The organism is Segetibacter sp. (assembly GCF_025963695.1).
Taxonomy (GTDB): Bacteria; Bacteroidota; Bacteroidia; order Chitinophagales; family Chitinophagaceae; genus Segetibacter.
Genome location: NZ_JAOQAH010000068.1, coordinates 86,154 through 106,645, shown reverse-complemented (window position 1 = coordinate 106,645; position 20,492 = coordinate 86,154). Strand labels below are relative to the sequence as shown.

Annotated in this window: 19 protein-coding genes; 9 read left to right on the top strand and 10 right to left on the bottom strand. The window is 39.0% G+C overall.

Translation table 11 applies throughout. The features are described from left to right. The first annotated feature begins 40 nt into the window (after window positions 1–40). Entirely contained in the window at window positions 41–328 is a 288-nt protein-coding gene (locus tag JWR87_RS12090) for a hypothetical protein (protein ID WP_297820308.1), read from the top strand. 83 nt (window positions 329–411) lie between these two features. On the opposite strand, the gene JWR87_RS12085 is transcribed toward JWR87_RS12090, so the two are convergent. Further along, a complete protein-coding gene (locus JWR87_RS12085; protein ID WP_297820305.1) occupies window positions 412–807 on the bottom strand; it encodes a response regulator in 396 nt (131 codons plus the stop codon). Window positions 808–1,153: 346 nt separating this feature from the next. Between JWR87_RS12085 and JWR87_RS12080 the strand changes: the two genes are divergently transcribed. Both JWR87_RS12080 and JWR87_RS12075 read left to right on the top strand, forming a co-directional pair. Further along, window positions 1,154–4,948, top strand: coding sequence for a CheR family methyltransferase (locus tag JWR87_RS12080; protein ID WP_297820302.1), 3,795 nt, complete (start codon window positions 1,154–1,156; stop codon window positions 4,946–4,948). Between the two features lie 223 nt (window positions 4,949–5,171). Further along, on the top strand, window positions 5,172–6,194 hold the full coding sequence (locus JWR87_RS12075) for a chemotaxis protein CheB (RefSeq protein WP_297820298.1): 1,023 nt from the start codon (window positions 5,172–5,174) through the stop codon (window positions 6,192–6,194). 61 nt (window positions 6,195–6,255) lie between these two features. Here JWR87_RS12075 and JWR87_RS12070 read toward each other — a convergent pair whose 3' ends face one another. Next, window positions 6,256–7,272 (bottom strand): chemotaxis protein CheB, encoded by a 1,017-nt coding sequence (locus JWR87_RS12070; RefSeq protein ID WP_297820295.1) that lies wholly within the window; start codon window positions 7,270–7,272, stop codon window positions 6,256–6,258. A gap of 290 nt (window positions 7,273–7,562) precedes the next feature. Between JWR87_RS12070 and JWR87_RS12065 the strand changes: the two genes are divergently transcribed. Further along, window positions 7,563–8,105 carry a sigma-70 family RNA polymerase sigma factor gene (locus tag JWR87_RS12065; protein WP_297820292.1) on the top strand — a complete coding sequence of 181 codons (543 nt, stop codon included), beginning with the start codon at window positions 7,563–7,565 and terminating at the stop codon, window positions 8,103–8,105. Window positions 8,106–8,367: 262 nt separating this feature from the next. Then, a complete protein-coding gene (locus JWR87_RS12060; protein WP_297820288.1) occupies window positions 8,368–8,556 on the top strand; it encodes a hypothetical protein in 189 nt (62 codons plus the stop codon). A gap of 82 nt (window positions 8,557–8,638) precedes the next feature. On the opposite strand, the gene JWR87_RS12055 is transcribed toward JWR87_RS12060, so the two are convergent. From JWR87_RS12055 to nusB, 5 genes are all read right to left on the bottom strand, one after another. Then, on the bottom strand, window positions 8,639–8,806 hold the full coding sequence (locus JWR87_RS12055; RefSeq protein WP_297820285.1) for a hypothetical protein: 168 nt from the start codon (window positions 8,804–8,806) through the stop codon (window positions 8,639–8,641). A gap of 146 nt (window positions 8,807–8,952) precedes the next feature. Beyond that, the gene (gene coaE, locus JWR87_RS12050; protein WP_297820283.1) at window positions 8,953–9,564 is read right to left on the bottom strand and encodes a dephospho-CoA kinase; all 612 of its coding nucleotides are present in this window, start codon (window positions 9,562–9,564) and stop codon (window positions 8,953–8,955) included. Window positions 9,565–9,675: 111 nt separating this feature from the next. Then, on the bottom strand, window positions 9,676–10,020 hold the full coding sequence (gene yajC, locus JWR87_RS12045) for a preprotein translocase subunit YajC (protein ID WP_297820280.1): 345 nt from the start codon (window positions 10,018–10,020) through the stop codon (window positions 9,676–9,678). Window positions 10,021–10,025: 5 nt separating this feature from the next. Beyond that, window positions 10,026–10,556, bottom strand: coding sequence for a DUF1573 domain-containing protein (locus JWR87_RS12040; protein WP_297820278.1), 531 nt, complete (start codon window positions 10,554–10,556; stop codon window positions 10,026–10,028). 13 nt (window positions 10,557–10,569) lie between these two features. Then, window positions 10,570–11,499: a transcription antitermination factor NusB gene (gene nusB / locus JWR87_RS12035; RefSeq protein ID WP_297820275.1), complete on the bottom strand. Its 930-nt coding sequence runs from the start codon at window positions 11,497–11,499 to the stop codon at window positions 10,570–10,572. A gap of 419 nt (window positions 11,500–11,918) precedes the next feature. Here nusB and JWR87_RS12030 point away from each other — a divergent pair, with 419 nt between their 5' ends. Continuing rightward, window positions 11,919–12,200 (top strand): co-chaperone GroES, encoded by a 282-nt coding sequence (locus tag JWR87_RS12030; protein ID WP_147205430.1) that lies wholly within the window; start codon window positions 11,919–11,921, stop codon window positions 12,198–12,200. A 141-nt stretch (window positions 12,201–12,341) separates the two neighbouring features. After that, on the top strand, window positions 12,342–13,985 hold the full coding sequence (groL, locus tag JWR87_RS12025) for a chaperonin GroEL (protein ID WP_366090598.1): 1,644 nt from the start codon (window positions 12,342–12,344) through the stop codon (window positions 13,983–13,985). Window positions 13,986–14,248: 263 nt separating this feature from the next. On the opposite strand, the gene JWR87_RS12020 is transcribed toward groL, so the two are convergent. Continuing rightward, a complete protein-coding gene (locus JWR87_RS12020; RefSeq protein WP_297820265.1) occupies window positions 14,249–15,163 on the bottom strand; it encodes a hypothetical protein in 915 nt (304 codons plus the stop codon). Between the two features lie 113 nt (window positions 15,164–15,276). Between JWR87_RS12020 and JWR87_RS12015 the strand changes: the two genes are divergently transcribed. Both JWR87_RS12015 and JWR87_RS12010 read left to right on the top strand, forming a co-directional pair. Next, the gene (locus tag JWR87_RS12015) at window positions 15,277–15,642 is read left to right on the top strand and encodes a hypothetical protein (RefSeq protein ID WP_297820262.1); all 366 of its coding nucleotides are present in this window, start codon (window positions 15,277–15,279) and stop codon (window positions 15,640–15,642) included. 26 nt (window positions 15,643–15,668) lie between these two features. Then, window positions 15,669–16,130, top strand: a complete 462-nt coding sequence (locus JWR87_RS12010) for an FKBP-type peptidyl-prolyl cis-trans isomerase (RefSeq protein WP_297820259.1) — start codon at window positions 15,669–15,671, stop codon at window positions 16,128–16,130. Window positions 16,131–16,274: 144 nt separating this feature from the next. Here JWR87_RS12010 and nagB read toward each other — a convergent pair whose 3' ends face one another. Beyond that, the gene (nagB, locus tag JWR87_RS12005) at window positions 16,275–18,200 is read right to left on the bottom strand and encodes a glucosamine-6-phosphate deaminase (RefSeq protein ID WP_297820256.1); all 1,926 of its coding nucleotides are present in this window, start codon (window positions 18,198–18,200) and stop codon (window positions 16,275–16,277) included. Window positions 18,201–18,551: 351 nt separating this feature from the next. After that, window positions 18,552–20,351, bottom strand: coding sequence for a PDZ domain-containing protein (locus JWR87_RS12000; RefSeq protein WP_297820254.1), 1,800 nt, complete (start codon window positions 20,349–20,351; stop codon window positions 18,552–18,554). Between the last annotated feature and the right edge of the window lie 141 nt (window positions 20,352–20,492).

Below are 20,492 nucleotides of genomic sequence, written 5' to 3'. Positions count from 1 at the left end.
TAAGAAGAGAAGATAACCATTCCCACCTCAACCCAAAAACATGCAAAAAGGAACAGGTTTTAAAAAGAGTAAGCCGGGCTACTACAATTACAAGTCCCCTTTGTTGTTTTTTATACCGTTAAATGTGTATTCCGATGAGGTTGGAAGACAACGTGACAAAGAGTCTTTTTTGAAGCTGCAAAAGTTGGAGAAAAAATGTGAAAAGTTGCGGCAAAGCTTTTCCTCTTTTGCAGAGCAACACTCAGCAAGAATAGAAAAAACAAAATATTTGGCTTTTTGCACAGTTGAAGTTAACAACAACATCCGGGGAAGAAGGGTCAAGTATTAACTTCAGTCCAAAGATCAAAAATGTGAACGGTTGTATTTACTGCCCCTCTTACAGTGGCACCTGCTAAACTTAACTCCTTTTATTTACTGCCACTCCCTTGAAAAAACAAGTTCCAGTTCTTTTTTTAGTGTAATCATAGAACTAGGCTTTGATATAAAATGGGCTGCTCCTAATTTTTTGGTTTCTTCTATATCTTCAGCTAGTTTGGAAGTGGTATAAATAATAACAGGCACCGATTGAAATTTCTGGCTCTTCTTAAGTTTTTCCAGGCATTGTTTGCCGTTCATTCGCGGCATATTAAGGTCTAAAAAGATGAAATCAGGAAGTCCTTCCTCTTTTTTTAATACTTCCAGAGCCTCAAGGCCATTACAAGCTTTAATACAGTTTATAGAATGATGCAGTTCACTTACTGCTTCTATAAACATTTCCTTGTCGTCTTCGTCGTCATCGACAATTAAAAGGGATAGGGTCTTATGCACTAGCTAGAAACGTGTTAGATAACCAAAAGTAGGCAGTAAATATATTAAAGCGTAATAATATTAAAAAAATCGCCCTGGCATTTCTTTAAAGGAAATCGGTGTTTGCATTGGTGTAGTTTCATGTACATCGTAAATTTTGAGCGAATGCTAATAAACAAAAACAATTGATGTTGAAAGAAGTAATAGCAGTTAAATATTGTGACTGTTAAACAGATTATTTTATATATACTTGCTCAGGGATAAAAGCCTGTTTACCGCAATTTCTTCAGTTATACAAAAAGTGCGGATTGTAATAGTTTCTTTTTTTATTCTCAACTATTAACACGTAATTGAAAGCATCATTTTAATGGATAACAAAGAGCGAGACGGTTTAGCTAGCAATGAGATAAAGCGTTTTCCTATTGTTGCAATAGGAGCTTCAGCGGGCGGTCTGGAAGCAGTTACAGAACTTTTACAAAATCTACCGAATAATACCGGGATGGCTTTTGTGTATATCCAGCATCTTGATCGTTCTCACAAAAGCGCACTTGCGGAGATTCTGCAACGAGCAACGGAAATGAAAGTGACGGAAGTGGATCATGGAACAGTCGTTAAACCCGACAATTTGTATATCATTCCGCCTAATACTAACATGGCCCTCGATGGTGGCACTTTTAAGCTTTACGATAGGGCGGATGGTCCTGTAAAACATTCTCCGATCGACATTTTTTTTCTTTCCCTGGCTGAAAAGAAACGGGAAGGATCAATTGCTATTATTCTTTCAGGAACAGCTTCTGACGGTGCTCTCGGAATTAAAGCGGTAAAGGAAGCCGGAGGAATTACTTTTGCCCAGGACAAGTCGGCGATGTTTCAAACAATGCCAATGTCTGCGGTGGCGGATAAAGTCTTATCTCCCCATGAAATGGCCCAGGAGATTACCCGCTTAAGTCAAAATGCTTCTCTCCTGTTAAAACTTATTCCCCCGGAAACCGAGGATGAAGAAAGTGAGGACGTTGAATTGAACGAAACGACTGAAATTCAACCGGAGGATTTAAAGAAGATACTGCGGCAGATAAGATCTGTAACAGGAGTAGACTTCAGCAACTACAAACAAAACACGATAAGGCGAAGGATTATCAGGCGAATGTTGTTGCATAAGCTGAATTCGCTGCCTGAATATTTAGAGTATATAAAGAACAAGGGGCAGGAAGTAAATCTGCTGTACCAGGACCTGCTTATAAATGTAACACATTTCTTCAGGGATGCGGAAGCGACAGAATACCTGAAGAAAGAATTGTTGCCTGAATTGCTGAAAGATAAGTCTGCCACTAATCCACTAAGAATTTGGGTGCCGGCCTGCGCATCGGGTGAAGAGGCATACTCATTGGCTATGATGTTATGTGAGATAATGGGTGAAGCAGATGTGTATAAGGCTGTGCAAATATTCGCCACCGATTTAAGTGAAACAGCTATCACAAAAGCAAGGGTTGGTATGTATACCGCTACAGATGTTATGGAGCTATCGCCTAAAAGACTTGAACACTTTTTTACCAAAGTAGACGGACACTATCGTGTAAATAAGCGTTTAAGAGATTTCTGTGTTTTTGCCCCTCACAATATCCTTAAAGATCCTCCTTTCTCCCGTGTTGACCTGATAAGCTGTTGTAATCTACTTATTTACCTTGATACCTTCTTACAGAGAAAGATAATGTCGAACTTTCACTACGCTTTAAATAAGAAGGGGTATTTGGTGCTGGGCAAGTCAGAAACCGTTGGTTCTTCAAACAACCTTTTTATGCCAATAGATAAAAGGCTGAAAATCTATGAGAAAAAGGCTGACGCAGTTTCAACGGCGCTTTTTGATATTAATTTTCAGCCTGATGCAATGTCGGAGCGTGCATTACCTAAGCTTCCGGTTAAACCTGCCGTTAAGGAGTTAACAGCCACAGAAACGCAAAGTCTTGAAAATATAGTTGACAAAATCTTTCTTTCCCAATATGTTCCACCTGGTGTTATTGTAAATTATGATTTAGACATCGTACAATTTCGCGGGTCTACAGGTTTGTTTCTTGAGCCTTCGCCCGGAAAGGCAAGTCTTCATTTATTAAAAATGGTAAGAAGCGGGCTTGAACTTGAGTTAAGAAACGCGGCACATAAAGTAATAAAATCAGGGGAAGCGCTAAAAGTGTCAGGTTTGGATATTAGTCATAAAGGTAATATTCACCATGTGGCATTTGAGATCGTTCCTTTATTTGAACAAACAGGAGAAAAACTGCTCCTGATTATTTTTGAAGAAGTAAAAACACCATCGCCAGCAGATCTGAAAGCTAATTTTTCAAAAGACAGGCGTGTAAAGCAACTGGAGTCGGAGCTGGTTGCTTTGCGCCAGGACATGCGCTCGTTGGTTGAGGAGCAGGAAGCTGCAAATGAAGAACTACAGTCGGCGAATGAAGAAATAGTATCGAGCAATGAAGAGTTGCAGAGTATAAATGAAGAACTGGAAACTTCTAAGGAAGAATTAGAGTCGAGCAATGAAGAACTCATCACGATTAACCAGGAATTGCAGGTAAGAAATGAACAACTTTCAGAAGCTCACGATTATGCAGAAAAGGTAATAGAAACAATAAGGGAAGCTGTTTTGGTCTTGGATAACCAGTTAATGGTAAGGTCGGCTAATAAAGCTTTTTATCGCACTTTTAATACTAAAGTTGAAGAAACCGAAGGCCAGCTAATTTTTGAAGTATCGCAGGGGCAATTTAATATACGTGAATTAAAAGAACTGTTGCAGGACATATTGCCAAGGCATAATCAACATTATGGCTACGAGTTAAAACAATATTTTAAAGGAATTGGTGATAAAGTATTATTGATAAGTGCCAAAAGAATTGTACAAAAAACAAGTGGGCGACAGCTTATTCTACTGGCAATAGAAGACATAACAGAACACAGGCAGGCAGAAAGATTGCTTGAGGAACGTGAAGAATGGCTAAGGAATATGGCCAACAGCGTACCTGTGATGTTATGGGTGGCAGGCACCGATGAAAATATAACGTTCGTAAATAAGACATGGCTTGCCTTTACAGGTCGGCCTCTAATTAAAGAAGTTGGCCCTGGATGGACCGAGGGAATACACAAAGACGATCTTGAAACGGTGCTCGCAACGTACCGTTCAAGCTTTACCGAGAAGAAACCTTTCAGCATAGAATACAGGATGAAGCGATTTGATGGTGAATACCGTTGGATCTTAAATAATGGCGTTCCGACCTTTGAAGCCGATGGCCGCTTTTCCGGTTATTCGGGTTCTTGTACCGAAGTTCATGATAAGAGGATGTTGAATGAGGAACTGGAAAACCGGGTGAGAGAAAGAACGCAGGAACTGCAGGAAGTAAATATTAACCTTGAGCGTTCAAATAATGATCTTGCACAATTTGCATATGTGGCGAGCCACGACTTGCAGGAGCCGTTGCGAAAAATTATAACGTTCTCAACGAGGCTTAAAGAACAGTTTCTGGATCTAATTCCGCAGCAGGGTAAAGAATATATCCAAAAGATCAATTTGTCGGCAGAGAGAATGCGAAACCTGATTGACGACGTGTTGAACTTTTCGCGTATTTCGCGCTTTGATAAAAAGCTGGTAAAAACAGATCTTAATAAAGTGTTGAAAGACGTTTTGAGTGATTTTGATTTATTGATCCAGGAAAGGAATGCCGTGTTAAATATTGAAAGGTTACCTGTACTGGATGCAATTCCTTTACAAATGAACCAGCTCTTCCATAACCTGCTAAGTAATGCGCTTAAGTTTGCTTCACGCACTGCTGCACCCGAGGTCTCAATTAAGTGTCGCACTCTTGCCCCGGAAGACCTGAGTAATTACAATCAATTAGAAAAGCACAGTAAATATTACGAGATTTCTGTTAGCGATAACGGTATTGGTTTTCCCCAGGAATTTGCCGATCAGATTTTTGTAATTTTTCAACGGTTGAATGATAAAGAAGATTATCCGGGCACAGGTATAGGCCTGGCACTGTGCAGAAAGATTGTAAGAAATCATGGTGGCGAGATAGTGGCGTACAGTGAAGAAGGCAAAGGAACCACGTTTAATATTATCATTCCGGCGGTACAAATAACAAGAGAAGAAAATGAAAAAGCATTGGATAGTTAGAAAAAAAGTTTTTAATTGTTTTATAGCTGGTGCAACAAGACACAATATTTTTATTGTGCTTATAGAAAGCTGAGTAGCGAAAATAAGGTTGAAGAGTGCGACGCAACAAAAGCCTATAGTAGCAAATTGGTTCGTCAACAAAAAATCTTCTAAGTTTCTTTTAAATTGTTACGCAGGCAGTATCTAAAATGTAGAAAAGAGCTTAAAGCTTAAAAAGACAGAAATGGAAAAAATGGATATCGTAGTGATAGGTGCTTCGGCAGGTGGGGTTAACGCCTTAATAGAGTTTGTAAAATCGTTGCCTCAAAATTTTGATGCTTCTATTTTTGTTGTTCTACATATGCATCCCTCTACGCCAAGTAACCTTCCGCAAATACTAACCAGTTACGGACCTCTTTTGGCTTTTCATGCAGAAGATGGAGAAAAGATAAAAAGAAAACGAATTTATGTAGCGCCGCCTGATCATCATATGCTGATAGAGAAGGGAAGGATATTGGTAAGAAAAGGGCCAAAAGAGAACAGATTTCGTCCCTCGATTGATGTTCTTTTTCGTTCTGCTGCTTACAACTATGGGGCAAAGGTTATAGGAATTGTGCTTTCAGGTATGTTGAACGACGGTACTTCGGGTATGTGGTCAATTAAACATATGGGTGGACTATCAATTATACAAGACCCTGCAGAAGCGCTGTATAACAGTATGCCGGTAAATGTACTAAAGGAGGTAGATGTGGATTACTCAATAGCTGTATCTAAAATGGGTATGTTGCTTGAAGAATTAATAAACAAAAATGCACCGAAAATGCATGAGATTACACCTGCGCAAATGGAGCTGATGAAAATGGAAGTTATAATCGCTTCTAATGAAAATGCCTTTGAGTTGGGCATATTAAACAAAGGGGAACTTACCCCTTTTACTTGTCCCGAATGTCACGGCACATTGATAAGTCTTAAAGAAGGTACTTCTGTTCGTTTTCGCTGCCACACGGGTCATGCTTTTTCCTCAAGCACTTTGTTGGCAGGAGTTACTCAAAGTATAGAGGAACAAATCTGGAGCACGATGCGAACGCTTGAAGAAGCGATTATGTTATTGGAGCGAATTGCCACTAATCTTGAACAAGCGGGAAACCACGGCGCGGCAAAAGAATTTTTTGCCAAAGCTGAAGAAAGTCGCCGCCAATCAAAAATATTGCACAACCTGGTAAAGACGCAGGAATTGATGAGCGAAGACCTGGCTGAAGCCGTGTGATTACATTTGTAAGAAGGGGCCTGCTTTATTAAATATGTAGCGTGTGGAGAATAGGAAAATGCTACCCTGCTAATTTCTCTTTCTGTGTGTCGAATAGTAATTCTTTCAAAGTTCTGATGTGACTCTCAAGGTCATTTGCCCGCTGTTGATGCAGCCGCGACAGCCTCGGCAGCCCTTTATTTTGTTCCTCGGCTCCTATATTCATCAATAACATTTTTCGCTCTTCCATCATTCTTAACGCAACCCATAGTGTAGCTTCTACATTGTGTCCCTGTTTAATAAAAAGATCGTTTTCTAAATAAGAATGCCCTATGTGGCATCGGAATCTTTTTATAGTACTGTTTTTTTCTACGTCCCATAGACCTCCTCCGCAATCAGGGCAGGCGTAAAGCGCTTTTTCGCCCAGTGTTGATACTGCTGCAATGCTTGTTACCGTATTCTCTGAAATCTGCGCTTCCTTTAATACATCCTGGTCAATTTCATCTGTTTCTGGTTGCGCTTTTTGAACGATTGCTTCAATAATTTCTCCCATTTCATCGAGCCGCGCAGAAAAGTCAACTTCCATTGCTTCCATTACTGATAAGGGCATATCTGGATATTCGGCCTGGTTAGGATCTTGTACGATACAGCATCCATTGCTTTTTTTAATGGCAACCATACCTGAGGTTCCGTCGCTGAGGTAGCCTGTTAAAATGATTCCTATTACCCGGTTGCCATAATTGGCTGCGGCGGAGCGGAATAGTACGTCAATAGAAGGCCGCCACCTGTTTTCTGCCGGACCGTAACCCAATGCTACTTTACCGTCCTTAATTAACAAGTGTTTGTCAGGTGGTGCTATGTAGATTTTTCCTGCTTCTATTTGGTCTCCGTCCTGGGGAATGATGCAGGTAAAGGCTGTGTATTTTTGCAGCCTCGTTACTAAAAACTCGCCCACACCCACTTTAGACAAATGCATAACAATGAAGACCGCTACATTTAGGGTTTCGGGTAATTGAGCAATTAATTCATTTACTGCATTTAAACCTCCTGCTGAAGCGCCAACTGTAATAATATACGCCGGCTTTGTATATTGTTGCAATATGTTATCTTTTTTAATAATGTTTCAATAATTAAGCCCTTTCTTATAAGTGATAGCAAGGATAGATATAGAAGACTTAAGGGAGGGCAATTGCAGCGTTTTTATCAATTCCTGTAAATTTAACTACAGTACTTTGATTAAAGTTTTACTTTGTTTTTATGTATAAAATTCAACAGAACTAATAGTAATTATACTTATTTTTAGCGTGATTTCACTATAAGAACTTGTAAGGTTAATTGGATGGTTGCATTTTGACTGATTTACAAGACCAAACTAACTGCTTCGGTATAATGAAAGAAAATTCTACTTCACCAGATTCTTCAATAATTAACAGTTGTATTGCCGGAAACCGAAAAAGTCAGGAAAGGCTGTACAATCTCCTGGCGCCAAAAATGTATGCGGTGTGTTTGAAGTTTTTCAGGTACAATGCCGAAGCAGAAGATGTGTTGCAGGAAGGCTTTATAAAGTTGTTTAATAACCTCCACAACTATCGGGGAGAAGGTTCTTTTGAAGGATGGGTAAGAAGAATATTTGTTAATACATCTATTCAGTTTTACAGAACTCAAAAACCACCTTCAATTTGTGTTAACGACCTGGAGGAAATCTTACCAAGTTTGGAAATTTCTGCTCTCGATAACCTATATGAAAAGGATGTTATTCATTTTACCCACCAACTCAGTAAAGGTTATCGTACTGTTTTTGATCTTTACGCCATTCAAGGATATTCTCACAACCAAATTTCCCAAATACTTGGTATTTCAGAAAGCACAAGTAAGAGTCAGCACCTGCGGGCTAAAGCTTCTATGAAAAAACTTATAGGTGAAAGGGTTTAAAAAGGGGAACGATTTCCACTGTTGTTAATGATGTTCTTATTTATTTCTTTTTACAACCATGTTAATTTTAAAACAATAACTATCTATTTTACAAATAAGTAACTTTTGACTACAGCCCTTTTATGTATTGTTTTTATAACTATCTAAAATTTTTGTAAAAGCAATAGAGAAAAAGGGCTTTAACTGTTTGTGTAGAATAATTTCTGGCATCATTTTATCAAATAGAGGCATTATAAGATTTTGAAACCTTAATTATTAAAAGATGTCTAGCAATTATACAGAAGGAGCATTCCAAATACCAGGAATTGATTTGAAAGCAGAAGGAAAAGAGCGTGAAGGTTGTGGGCCTCACTCACAGGAAGAATTAGGATTTGAGGTGAAAGGACAAGAACAAGATTACGATGAACTCAACGGGTCGGTTTACGATATGGAAGGTGAGAGTTTGTGGTAGATAAGAAAGTTTTGAAGCGTTTTTAAAATTAATCTTTGTATCACCGAGGTAACAATAATTAGAGGCGAAGCAATATAGACAATTATAAAGCTTCGTCGCTTTCCTTCTTAGTGGGAGTTTTTATTATCCATACAATGTAATAAATGGCGGTTACAATTAAGACAATTCCTGTTACTGTGCTTAATACAACCGAAGTTTTTCCTTTGGTTATCGAGCTAAATATTACTAGTACCACTACTAATATTAGCATTAAAATTTTTCTTTTAAAGACTTTAAGGTATCTCAGTTGCATATTTTCAAAAGTACCAAAATAAATGAAAATGTTTTATTGGTAATACAAGAAACGTTGATTTTATAAATATTATTTGAAGTCTTCCAGAAAGATCTCTTATTTCTTCAAGCGCCGGAATTACTTTTTTTCTGGAAACTCATGTCGATAAACCTGGCATGAAGTTGCAGCACTTGTGGGATTAATAATTGTTGTTCGTTGTTTGATATAACAAAGTCGCACAGTTTCATTTTAATTATTTCATCTATTTGGCGACTCATTCGCAACAGTACTTGTTCCCTGTCAATGTTATCTCTGTCCATCACTCTTTGTATCCGAACATGCTGTGGTGCATGTACACCAACTACATAATCAAGATTTGAGACAGAACCAGTTTCAAACATAAGGGCAGCCTCTTTGATAACATAAGGAGTTTGCTGATCATTCATCCATTTATTGGCAGCAGCTATAGTTGCGGGATGGACCAATGCATTTAGTGTATCTAATTTAGCAGGGTTGTTAAAGACAATATTGGCCAGGTAAGGTTTGTTAACCTTACCGTTAGTATAGCTTTCTTCCCCGAAGGTTTTTTTTATGTTAGATATAAGGCCTGCATCCGTTTCCATAATCAACTTAGCTTCCCGGTCAGCATCGAAGACAGGACTACCAAGTACTCTGAAAATACCTGATATAGTTGTTTTGCCACTGCCAATTCCTCCGGTTAGTCCAATTTTTAGCATACCAAATCCTTTAGGAAGCTTTAATTAAACGATGAAAATAAAAAACCCGAACACTAATTTGAAGGTTTTCGAAATTAGCATTCGGATCTGAAGAAATATTTAGTGCGTTTTTTATTTAGTCTCTGCAACTGCTGTAGCAGGCTTGTTAAGTGCCTGGCTCCATTCAAGGCTAATTGCTGATTTTTCTATTTTAATATAACTGCCCGGATTAACTTCTAACTGGATAGTCGTATTGTCGTCATTTACTTTATGTATGGTTCCGTGAATGCCGGCTATCGTTACAATTTTGTCGCCTTTCTTTAAATCATTTATAAACGTCTTTTGCAGTTTCGCTTTTTTAGCTTGAGGGCGAATCATAAATAACCAAAAAACAAGCATAATACCGCCCATTAGCAGTAGTTGAACTGAACCACCGTTTTTTGGATCGCCCATTAACAGATAAGAAAATTGAAGCATTGAGATTAATTTTTAGTTGGTTTTAATAAAAGGTTTCTTTTTAATTCTTTTGATTTCAGCGTATTTAAAACTGCAGTGTCTATTTTTCGTCTCGTTGTAGTGGTATCGCCTGCGGTTTTTATTACGCCGTAAAAGTATACGTAATGACTTGTTGAACCAATAGTATTTGTGGTAACATGAATGTTCTTTCTGAATGCTCCGGTCGTTCCTGAAGTTACATTATAAGCCGCGGTTATTACTCCTTCTGCGCCTGGCAATATGGCCCCTTTGGGATAGTCAGCAACGGTACAACCACAACCAGGTTCAGCCGAAATAATGAAAAGTGGCCTGGTCCCTGTGTTTTTAAACTTAAAGTTTATTTCTGTTTTTTTACCTGGTTCAACGAACCCTATATCCTTTAAGGAATCTATCCATTTAATGTTTGTAAACTTAGTCGTATCGTTCACCGAAACCTGTGATCCTTTCTTCTTTACATCCTCATTTTTACAGGCAGTAAAGGCTATAATAGTAGTTATGAAAAATAAACAGATCTTCATCTAGCGTGATTCGTTAAGCTTTTTGTTTAAAACTTACTTTATGTATTTTATCCTGGCTTGCAAGATCTTTATGAATATTATCTAAAATGCCATTTACAAACTGCCCACTTTGTGGAGTACTGTAGGCTTTAGCGAGGTCTATATATTCGTTGATCGTAACTTTTGTTGGGATGGTTTCAAAAAACAGGAGTTCACAAACACCCATTTCCATCAGGATCATATCAAGCACTGCAATTCTTTCTGCATCCCAGTTTTTCAACTTTGGTTTTATAAGGTCAAGTACGTACTCTCTTTTTTCTCTTGTTGTCTGTAACAAACTTTTTGCGAAGTCCCATTTTTCCTGGGACAACATATCTTGCAGATTGTAACTTCCTGGCTTTTGCAGGTAATTTAGCATAAGCTGATTCATCATATCAGCATCATCGTCCCAATTAGTGAAATGCTCTTCTACATGACTTGTAAAATCTTCAGAAGGCAGCATGAGGTCTGTAAATATAAAAACGATAATTTCCTTCTCCGACTTCTTCTCCCGACTTTCAAGCTGAATGTATTTATGGTACTCCTCACTTTTCGTTAGTTCGTTGTAAATCTTTTTTATTTGATTGGTAGTGTCTTCTATTAGGTTAGGCTTCTCATCTTCTATTGCCTTTTTAAAAGAACTGCTTTCTATTATTTTCCAAAGAAATTCGTTGCCTGACAATTTGGTATTAACGTTGAGGTCCTGCTGGCTGGGGAGATTTTTTGAAGCACGTTTTATTGCATCTTTTTCTGCGTAGCGGGCTACTTCTGTCAGTACATACAACAGGTATACAAATAATTGTCTCGAAGAATCTACTTGTTTTTTTAATAGTTTAACCGGTTCCGGGTAGTTCTGTCCATCTGCTGTACTTAGAGTATAGAGGGTCTGCATCACTTTAACTCTGATATTTCTTCTACTGATCATTTACTCAACAACTTTAATTGGGCGGCGAAGATAGTAATTAGACATCTTTGATAATACGGTTAAGGAAAAATTATGAGTCTGTGGGAGGAGATGGACGGAGTGACAGATGGGAGGGAGTTAACAATTGTAAGGTGACGGACAGAAAAAATATGACGACAGGTGACTGATTGATGGTTAAGGTTAGCGTTTGCTTGGTGCGTCCTCTAGCATCTACCCACTGTCATCTTTCGTTCGTCAACCTGTCTCGCAACTGTCACCTTATAACTGTCGTCTGCCCTGCTTCCTGTCATTAATGCAAGCAAGAGGTTAAAAAGTGACAGTAACTGCTAATTTGACTTTTTTATAACGAATGGCACAATAGTCGATGCACAGGAGAAACGAAATCATAATTCTTTTACACTAAATAAAAACTAAAAAGTATGGCTGAAAGTTTAAAAGTTACCCCTTTACATGACAGGGTAATTGTAAAGCCCGCTGCGGCTGAAGAGAAAACTGCTGGTGGTATCATTATACCTGACACTGCTAAAGAAAAACCTCAAAAAGGAGTAGTTATCGCTGCAGGTCCTGGAAAGAAAGATGAGCCGGTAACTGTAAAAGCAGGTGATACTGTTTTATATGGTAAATATGCAGGAACTGAGATTTCTGTAGAAGGTGGTGAATACCTTATTATGAGGGAAAGCGATATTCTCGCAATAGTTTAACCCCAACCCCTTAAAAGGGGCTTTTTTTAGAGCTGAATTGCAAACAGGTTGTACAAGAGTGCGACGCAACGAAAGCTAAATAGTTTTAATTAGTCGGGTTCTAAACCTTACACTTTAAACTAAAAACTTCAAATAATAATAATTATGGCAAAGCAAATCTTCTTCGATATTGAAGCAAGAAATAAGATGAAAAGAGGTGTTGATACACTAGCTAACGCAGTGAAAGTAACACTTGGACCAAAAGGTCGTAACGTGGTTATCGAGAAAAAATTCGGTGCACCATCTGTTACTAAAGATGGTGTTACTGTAGCTAAAGAAATTGAACTTGACGATGCTATTGAGAACATGGGCGCTCAAATGGTGAAAGAAGTAGCTTCTAAAACTGCTGATATAGCAGGTGATGGTACTACTACTGCAACTGTTTTGGCTCAATCTATCATTAGCGAAGGTTTAAAGAACGTAGCTGCCGGTGCAAACCCAATGGATCTTAAGCGTGGTATTGACAAAGCTGTTCAGGCTGTTGTTGCTAATCTTAGAAGTCAAAGCCAACAAGTTGGTAATGATAGCAGCAAAATTGAGCAGGTTGCAACTATTTCTGCAAACAGCGACGAGACTATCGGTAAGCTGATTGCTGAAGCAATGCAAAAAGTTGGTAAAGAAGGTGTAATAACTGTTGAAGAAGCAAAAGGCACTGACACTACAGTTGATGTAGTTGAAGGTATGCAATTCGATCGCGGTTATATCAGCCCTTATTTCGTTACTAACAGCGAAAAAATGGAAGCTGAATTGCAGAACCCATACATCCTTATCTACGATAAGAAGATTTCTGCAATGAAAGATATTCTTCACATTTTGGAGAAAGTTGCACAAAGCGGACGTCCATTAGTAATTATTGCTGAAGACCTTGAAGGTGAAGCATTGGCTACTTTGGTTGTTAACAAATTGCGTGGTACCCTTAAAGTTGCAGCTATTAAAGCTCCGGGCTTCGGCGACCGTCGTAAAGAAATGTTACAAGATATTGCGGTTCTTACTGCTGGTACAGTTATCAGCGAAGAGCAAGGTTACAAATTAGAGAATGCTGACCTTAGCTACTTAGGTACTGCTGCTTCTATCACTATTGACAAAGACAATACAACTGTTGTTGGCGGTAAAGGTGAAAAAGCTGATATCACTAACCGTGTTAATCAAATTAAATCTCAGATCGAGAATACAACTTCTGACTACGATCGCGAAAAATTACAAGAACGTCTTGCTAAATTAAGCGGTGGTGTTGCAGTTCTTTATGTAGGTGCTGCTACCGAAGTTGAAATGAAAGAGAAGAAAGACCGTGTAGACGACGCCCTTCACGCAACACGTGCTGCTGTTGAAGAAGGTATCGTTCCAGGTGGTGGAGTAGCTTACATTCGTGCCGTATCTGCTCTTGAAACTTTAAAAGGCATTAACGAAGACGAAACTACAGGTATCCAAATCGTTAAGCGTGCTATTGAAGAGCCTCTTCGCCAAATCGTTATTAACAGCGGTATCGAAGGTTCTATCGTGGTACAGAAAATTAAAGAAGGTACTGCTGATTTTGGTTTCAATGCCCGCACTGAAGTGTATGAAAACTTATTTGCTGCTGGTGTTATTGACCCAACTAAAGTTACCCGTGTAGCGCTTGAAAATGCTGCATCTATCGCTGGTATGTTGTTGACTACCGAATGTGTAGTTGCTGACAGGCCAGAGCCTAAATCTGCTGCTGGTGCTCCAGGTGGAATGCCAGGTGGAATGGGTGGAATGGATTATTAAGCCCCAAAACCCCCAAAAGGGGAAGTGGAAAGGAATAAAAAAAAATCCCCTGTTGCGTTTGCAGCAGGGGATTTTTTGTTTTTGAATATAGCGGTTAGATTTTTAGTTGTGGACGTAGAACGTGAATTCGACATTGTTGTGTCACTCACTTTTACTGTAAATCTTTATTCTGCAAGTGCCTATTTTTATCATGTGTCCTCATCATTATAGACCTATTCCAAATTTTTCTTTTCTAATATGCTCAAATACTATCAATCCTGGCCCTACAGTTTTTCCACTCGTACTCCGGAACCAAAAAAAATACTAAGGGAGTCTTTCACACGTGTGGTATCGGAAGGTCTAATTCTGACAGGTAAAAACAGGCGATAGTTTACAACAGGCCCTACATGTATCGTATCGTATTTGCTGTTGTGTTTATAGCTATGTAATTGTACAGTTCTTTTATGGGCTCTTGCTTTTAGTGTTGTAATCTCAAAAATCATTTTATAGTTTGCAGAATCGCTGCTAGTAGTATTATCAATAGTTGACGATGTAGGCCCACCGGAAGAAGAGGAGGCTGTAGTGATAGGTGTCGAAGTATCTGCCCCTGCTTGTGGGATTGTATCACTAAAGCCTTGTTGTTGCTCTATATCGTTACTCACTTGTCGTTGTGATAGAAGGTTCGAAACTCCCCAGCCGATGCCTCCTAATGCCGCTAATGCAGCTATTACGATAAGTATAACTACAAAAGTTTTTCCTGCATTTGAGTGAGACCGTACAGGATAATTATGATCTGCATTTTCTCTTTTCGGATTTAATTCTTCTTTTGCAGGTAAAAAGTTGCCAGGTGTAAATTCGTAGGTTCCCTGGTTATTTTTACTAAGCGTACCTACTCCTTCAATTGTATAGGGTTTACCTAAATTAATAAACTGCTTAATATTCGCTAAATATGACTCAAGATCTGACCTGATTAAGGGTTGTATTTTATGCAGCTTTTTTACTAAATAAGTAATTATATTTTCATCAGTGTCGCTTTTAGGATTATAAGTAAAAGAGAGTCCTTCTATTGGATAATAAATTTCTTTTTCATGCTGATTAGGTACGCTTACTTTACTGTCTAAAGTAAAAGTTCCTATTCCTTCAAGCCTCAATGTTTTGTTTTCATAAAGAAATGCGGCGAGTTGGTCATCAAATTTCACAAGTAATAATTTAGGTTTCACAAACTTAATCAATTTGAAAGAAAGCTTTATCCTTTCCACGGCTGACATTAAAAGAACCTTTCATCTACTTTTTTTGATGTTACCTTTACTTTATGCTAACGGAAGAGGAAGAAAAATTTTTGAGCTATTGGGAAAAGAATAGGGAGAAAGATAAAAGTCTTTCCCAGCATCTGTGGATTGGGCTTCCGCTAGGGTTATTAATAAGTCTCGGCATAATTCTTAATTATATGTCAGGCTGGTATACCAGGGCAACAATGGTAGCAAATGGCCAGTCAACTCCGCTGGTGCTAATTTTTGGCTTCATTCTTATTACAGTTTTTTGTAGCGTATTTTTTAAAAGACATCGATGGGAAATGAATGAGCAGCGATACTTAGAGTTGACTTACAAGAAGAAATCTCAAGAATCTACTACAACTATGCAGCAGGACGATGGAATAAATAGTCAAGTAAGCAATTAGATGAGCGTTTCAATCAAACAGATTTAATGAAGAAGTTATTGCTAACTGTATCGATTATATGGTTGTTATTTTCCGGCTGCGCAAAAAAGGAAATGGGGTGCATGCCTGTTTCGCCACAAACTGAAGACCTGCAGATAAGTAGTTATGCAAGTGCAAATGGTATTGATGTAGTAAAGCACGGTACCGGCATGTATTATCAAATTCTTGACCCCGGCACTGGTGTAACTCCCACAGCAAATTCTACCGTTACTGCTACTTATGTTGGGAAGCTTCTTAATGGCGCTATCTTCGACTCGCAAACTGCCAGTTTCCCTTTATCAGGAGTAATAGAAGGATGGCAAATAGGAATTCCTTTAATTAAGAAAGGTGGAAAAATTAAATTAATTATTCCTTCCTCATATGCTTACGGATGCAATGGAAGTTCGGGCGCTAATATTCCTCCAAACGCTGTTTTGTTTTTTGATATCAGCCTTATTGATGTGAAATAGCGAGCTAATCAGATAGAATCAAAATAGCGAAGAATAAACCCCGCTATTTTGATTTTGCCACATTATCCTTAAACCGTTTTTATTCTTAGTTAGCGCGTAGTAGCTGTAAGAAAAAAACGTCTTGTTATTTTAAAAACTACATTTCTATTCCCGCCATCTTACGAAAGCTTCCATAGCCGAATATTGTGTCATTCCAAGTTGGGCATAAAGGTTTGCAGTGTTTTTGTTTCGTTCTTCTGCCCGTTGCCAAAACTCGCGGCTGTCACTACCCTGGAAGGGAACCATATCTTTTTGAGATTGATGAATAAAAATACCAAACCTTTTTTTCATTAATTGATCGGGGCTCATGGGGATGGCCATCTCAATTTCTGAAATCCCCCATTCCTGCCATGCACCTTTATATAGCCATACCCAACAGTCTTTAATCCAATCTTCTCTTCTTTCTTTTAGCCTTCGGATACTTTCAAATATTATATCTAAGCAAACCCTGTGGGTGCCATGTGGATCAGCAAGGTCTCCGGCACAAAACACCTGGTGAGGTTTTATTTTTTGTAATAGCTCCATTGTTATCAGTACATCTTCTTCTCCCATTGGCCTTTTTTCTATGGTTCCTGTCTCATAAAAAGGAAGGTTGAGAAAGTGGGCTCTTTCATCTGTCAGGCCTGCATACCGGCAGGTCGCTTTTGCTTCGCACCTTCTTATTAAACCTTTAATGGCTCGTATCTCTGGTGTGTCTCTTTCATTTTTTCTTTTCCTTGCTAAAAACATTTGTGCTGACAACAGCAGCTCTTTACTTGTCTTGTTATCGATGCCAAACATATCTTCAAAACCAACGGCGAAGTCAAGAAAACGAGTTACGAACTCATCTGTTACTGCAATGTTGCCACTGGTTTGATACCCTACATGTACCTCATGTCCCTGGTCAACCAGCCGCATAAAGGTTCCACCCATGCTGATAATATCATCATCAGGATGTGGAGAAAAAATCAGGCAACGTTTAGGCTGGATGTCACTTCTTTCAGGATGACCAGGAATAACAGAATTTGGCTTGCCACCAGGCCAGCCTGTAATAGTGTCTCTGAGCATATAAAATACCTGTAGGTTTATTTCGTACGAGTCTCCTTTTTCTACCAGCAAATCTCCAAGACCGTTTTCATTATAATCGTGCGTGGTTAAACTTAGTACAGGTTTTTTAGTTTTCAGAGCAAGGTTCACCACCGCTTTTTTAATACTGGCAGGTGTCCATTCTATTTCACCGGTTAACCACGGCGACTTGAATCTTGTAAGTTCGGTAGCAGCAGTTTCATCTATCACAAAAGTGCAATCATTGTGCTGTTGCAAAAAACTTGCGGGCACATGTTCTGTAACATCACCCTCTACGGTTTGGGCAATAATGGGAGCTTTCATTCCCCATGCCATCAGGAATATTTTTTTGGTTTTAAGAATAGTACTTAGCCCCATTGTAATGGCAAGGCGCGGCACCTGCGATATGTTTTGAAAATCCCGGGCGTTCGCTATGCGCGTACTGTTGTCAAGTGTGATAAGTCTTGTTTTTGAAAAAATACTTGAACCAGGCTCATTGAAGCCGATGTGGCCGTTACTTCCAATGCCGAGTATCTGTATATCAATGCCGCCTTTTGATTCGATCAGTTGTTCGTAAGCCTGGCAATGCTTTTTAATCTCTTCTTTAGGCAACTCGCCGTTAGGAATAAAGATGTTTGAGGGATCAATGTCAATGTGATTGAACAGTTGACGGTGCATGAAACTGAAGTAGCTCTGGAAAGCTTCTTTTTCTATGGGGTAGTATTCATCAAGATTAAATGTTACTACATTTTTAAAACTTAACCCTTCTTCCCGGTGCAGGCGCACCAACTCCTTGTATAGGCTGATAGGAGTAGAACCTGTTGCTAAACCAATTACGATTTGCTTTTCATTTTCTTGCGACTCTCTTATTTTGTCAGCTATCTCCTGTGCTACGTAAGCAGACCCTTCTTTGGGAGTTGCAAATATTTTTACCGGTATTTTTTCAAAGCTATCTGTCAGATCAACGTTTCGTCTTGGGGTAGGCATGCAGCAGTAGTTTTTTTATAATGAATGTAGTCGCTAGTAGCAGGTGTTAATTTTAAAGGTCTCGGTTTAAGATCGATTTCTTTTATTATGACCAACTGTATGACTTCAACAAAAACATTGTTTCCTTTTACAGAGGTGAAGTTTATGTTGCTTATTAAGGCTTTACCTTAAAGAGAGGTGCGAATGTATAAAAAATACAAATGAAAAGTATGGATGCTCTAATAATTGGAAGCCTAACACCCTATACAAGGTGTTGCACAATTGGCGCTCATAAAAGATTTGCAGGCAGAAGTGAGTGACACAACCATGATTCAAAAAGGTACCAAAGCTGGTAAAAAAAAGAACCAAACATTAATGGCCTTTCATCCATTGCTTGCTTAACGCTTGTTGCTTCTCTGTACTGCCAGGTGTTTTTTCAATTTTTATCCAGGGATCTTCAGTTAGGGTAATTGTGGTTTTAATTTCGTTTTTACGATGCAAATATGTAGCAGCTATTTTATCGCCTATTTTATGGTTGCTTATAATATCGTTGACATCGCCCGTTCCTTTAGGTCTCTTACCATCTAGCTCGATAATGATATCATCTACATCCAACCCTGCGTTATACAAAGGTGTATTGCGGATAGTATTTTTAGAAATGGCTAAACCATTCTCAGTACTATCAAAGCTAATGCGACCTAACGAAGCTTTACCTGCATTTGCAGGGCTGATAGAATAACCGGCAGCAGCAAACAATTTTTTATAGTCAATAGCATCGTGGCCATACACATATTTTTTAAAAAAAATGTTGGCATAAGCTGTATTGGTTACGGTTGCAAGGGCACTTTGTACATCAGGTATAGTATAAGGAATTTCAGTTTTTCCGTGTTTTTTCCAAAGCTCCTTCATTACATCATCCTGGGATTTGTTGAACCTGGCGCGCAACTCGAGATCGAGAGCCAAGGCAATAGCACCACCGTAAGAATAGTAGGAGGTGAACATGTTAAGATAATTGGTACGATCTATCGATACGCCTGCATCTACAAACACGGCACGCTGACTGTTTTCTATTGGATTGTATAATTGGCCCGCAGGAGTATTTGTTTTTGCATTTACCAGCCTGCTCAAATCGTCAACAAAACCTGAGTCAGAAAGCAGTCCTGCACGGGCTTGTATAAGACTTCCATAGTACTGTGTAAAACCTTCGGCAACCCAAAGCGCTTCGCTCATATTGCTCTTCTCGAAATTAAAAGGTTCAAGGCTCTTAGGTCTTATACGCTCCACGTTCCAGGAATGGAAGAACTCGTGAGCAAAAACGCCTAAAAGGTCATCGCTGCCATCAAAATCAGTTGGAATGGTTATCATGGTCGAATTACGGTGCTCCATACCATCCCCGTAAACAGAAGGATTTATACTGGCAATAAAAGTGTACGTTCCATAGTCATAAGCAGCATACTCACCAAAAACGTTTTTAGCTGCTATTACAATCCGTTTCACTTTTTCAGTAAAACTGTCAATTAAAGCTTCCCGCCCTTCCGCATCTAATGCTAATCTGAATTTTAAAGGTTTATTATCGGTATTTGTAACTGTCCACTCACGTATGTGAAGGTTGCCAACTTTGGTAGGAGCATCCATAAAATACTGAAGATTGGGTGCAGTAAATGTGCGGGGGTCAGCTGTAGGTTTTAGCTGGGTGGCAATTTTCCAACTGGCGACCGGTACCGAAAACTGGATGGTTATCGGGGCATTTTCCAGGCCTTTCACCCACATAAAAGAAGCGGGCATGTTTAAGTGAAAACCTGAAATATCGATGCTTGCATACGTTCCGTCGGCATAATTTCCATATAAGGTATAAGTGAGTTTTACAGTTCCTTTGTGCCCTGTTACTCTATATACGTCGGCATCGTCTTTATTTACTTTCAGTGGTTTGCCTGCTGCGTCGTAAGCCGCCACATTGTACACGTTCTTCCCAAATTCGTGCTTTGCATACCGACCCGGCGATGAACGGCTCATTCTAAAGATTGCAGAAGAGCCAGTAAGTCCGTCAGCTATTACTGTTATCTCTGCCTCATGGTGTACCGCATTAGGAGCAGCGAACTGGTAGCGGATATGTTGAGAAGTAGCAGAGAATGAAAATAAACAGGCAAGAAGCCCGAAAGAAAAGTTTCTCATTTTTGTTTAAATAAGCAGAGAGAATTAGTGTTTTTGCACAGTTTGTTTACCTGGCGTTTATGGTACAAACATATTCAACTCCGGTTAAACATCGTTGCGTCGCAATCCGTTCATCTGTAGTTTATCAATTAAACTTTTTTC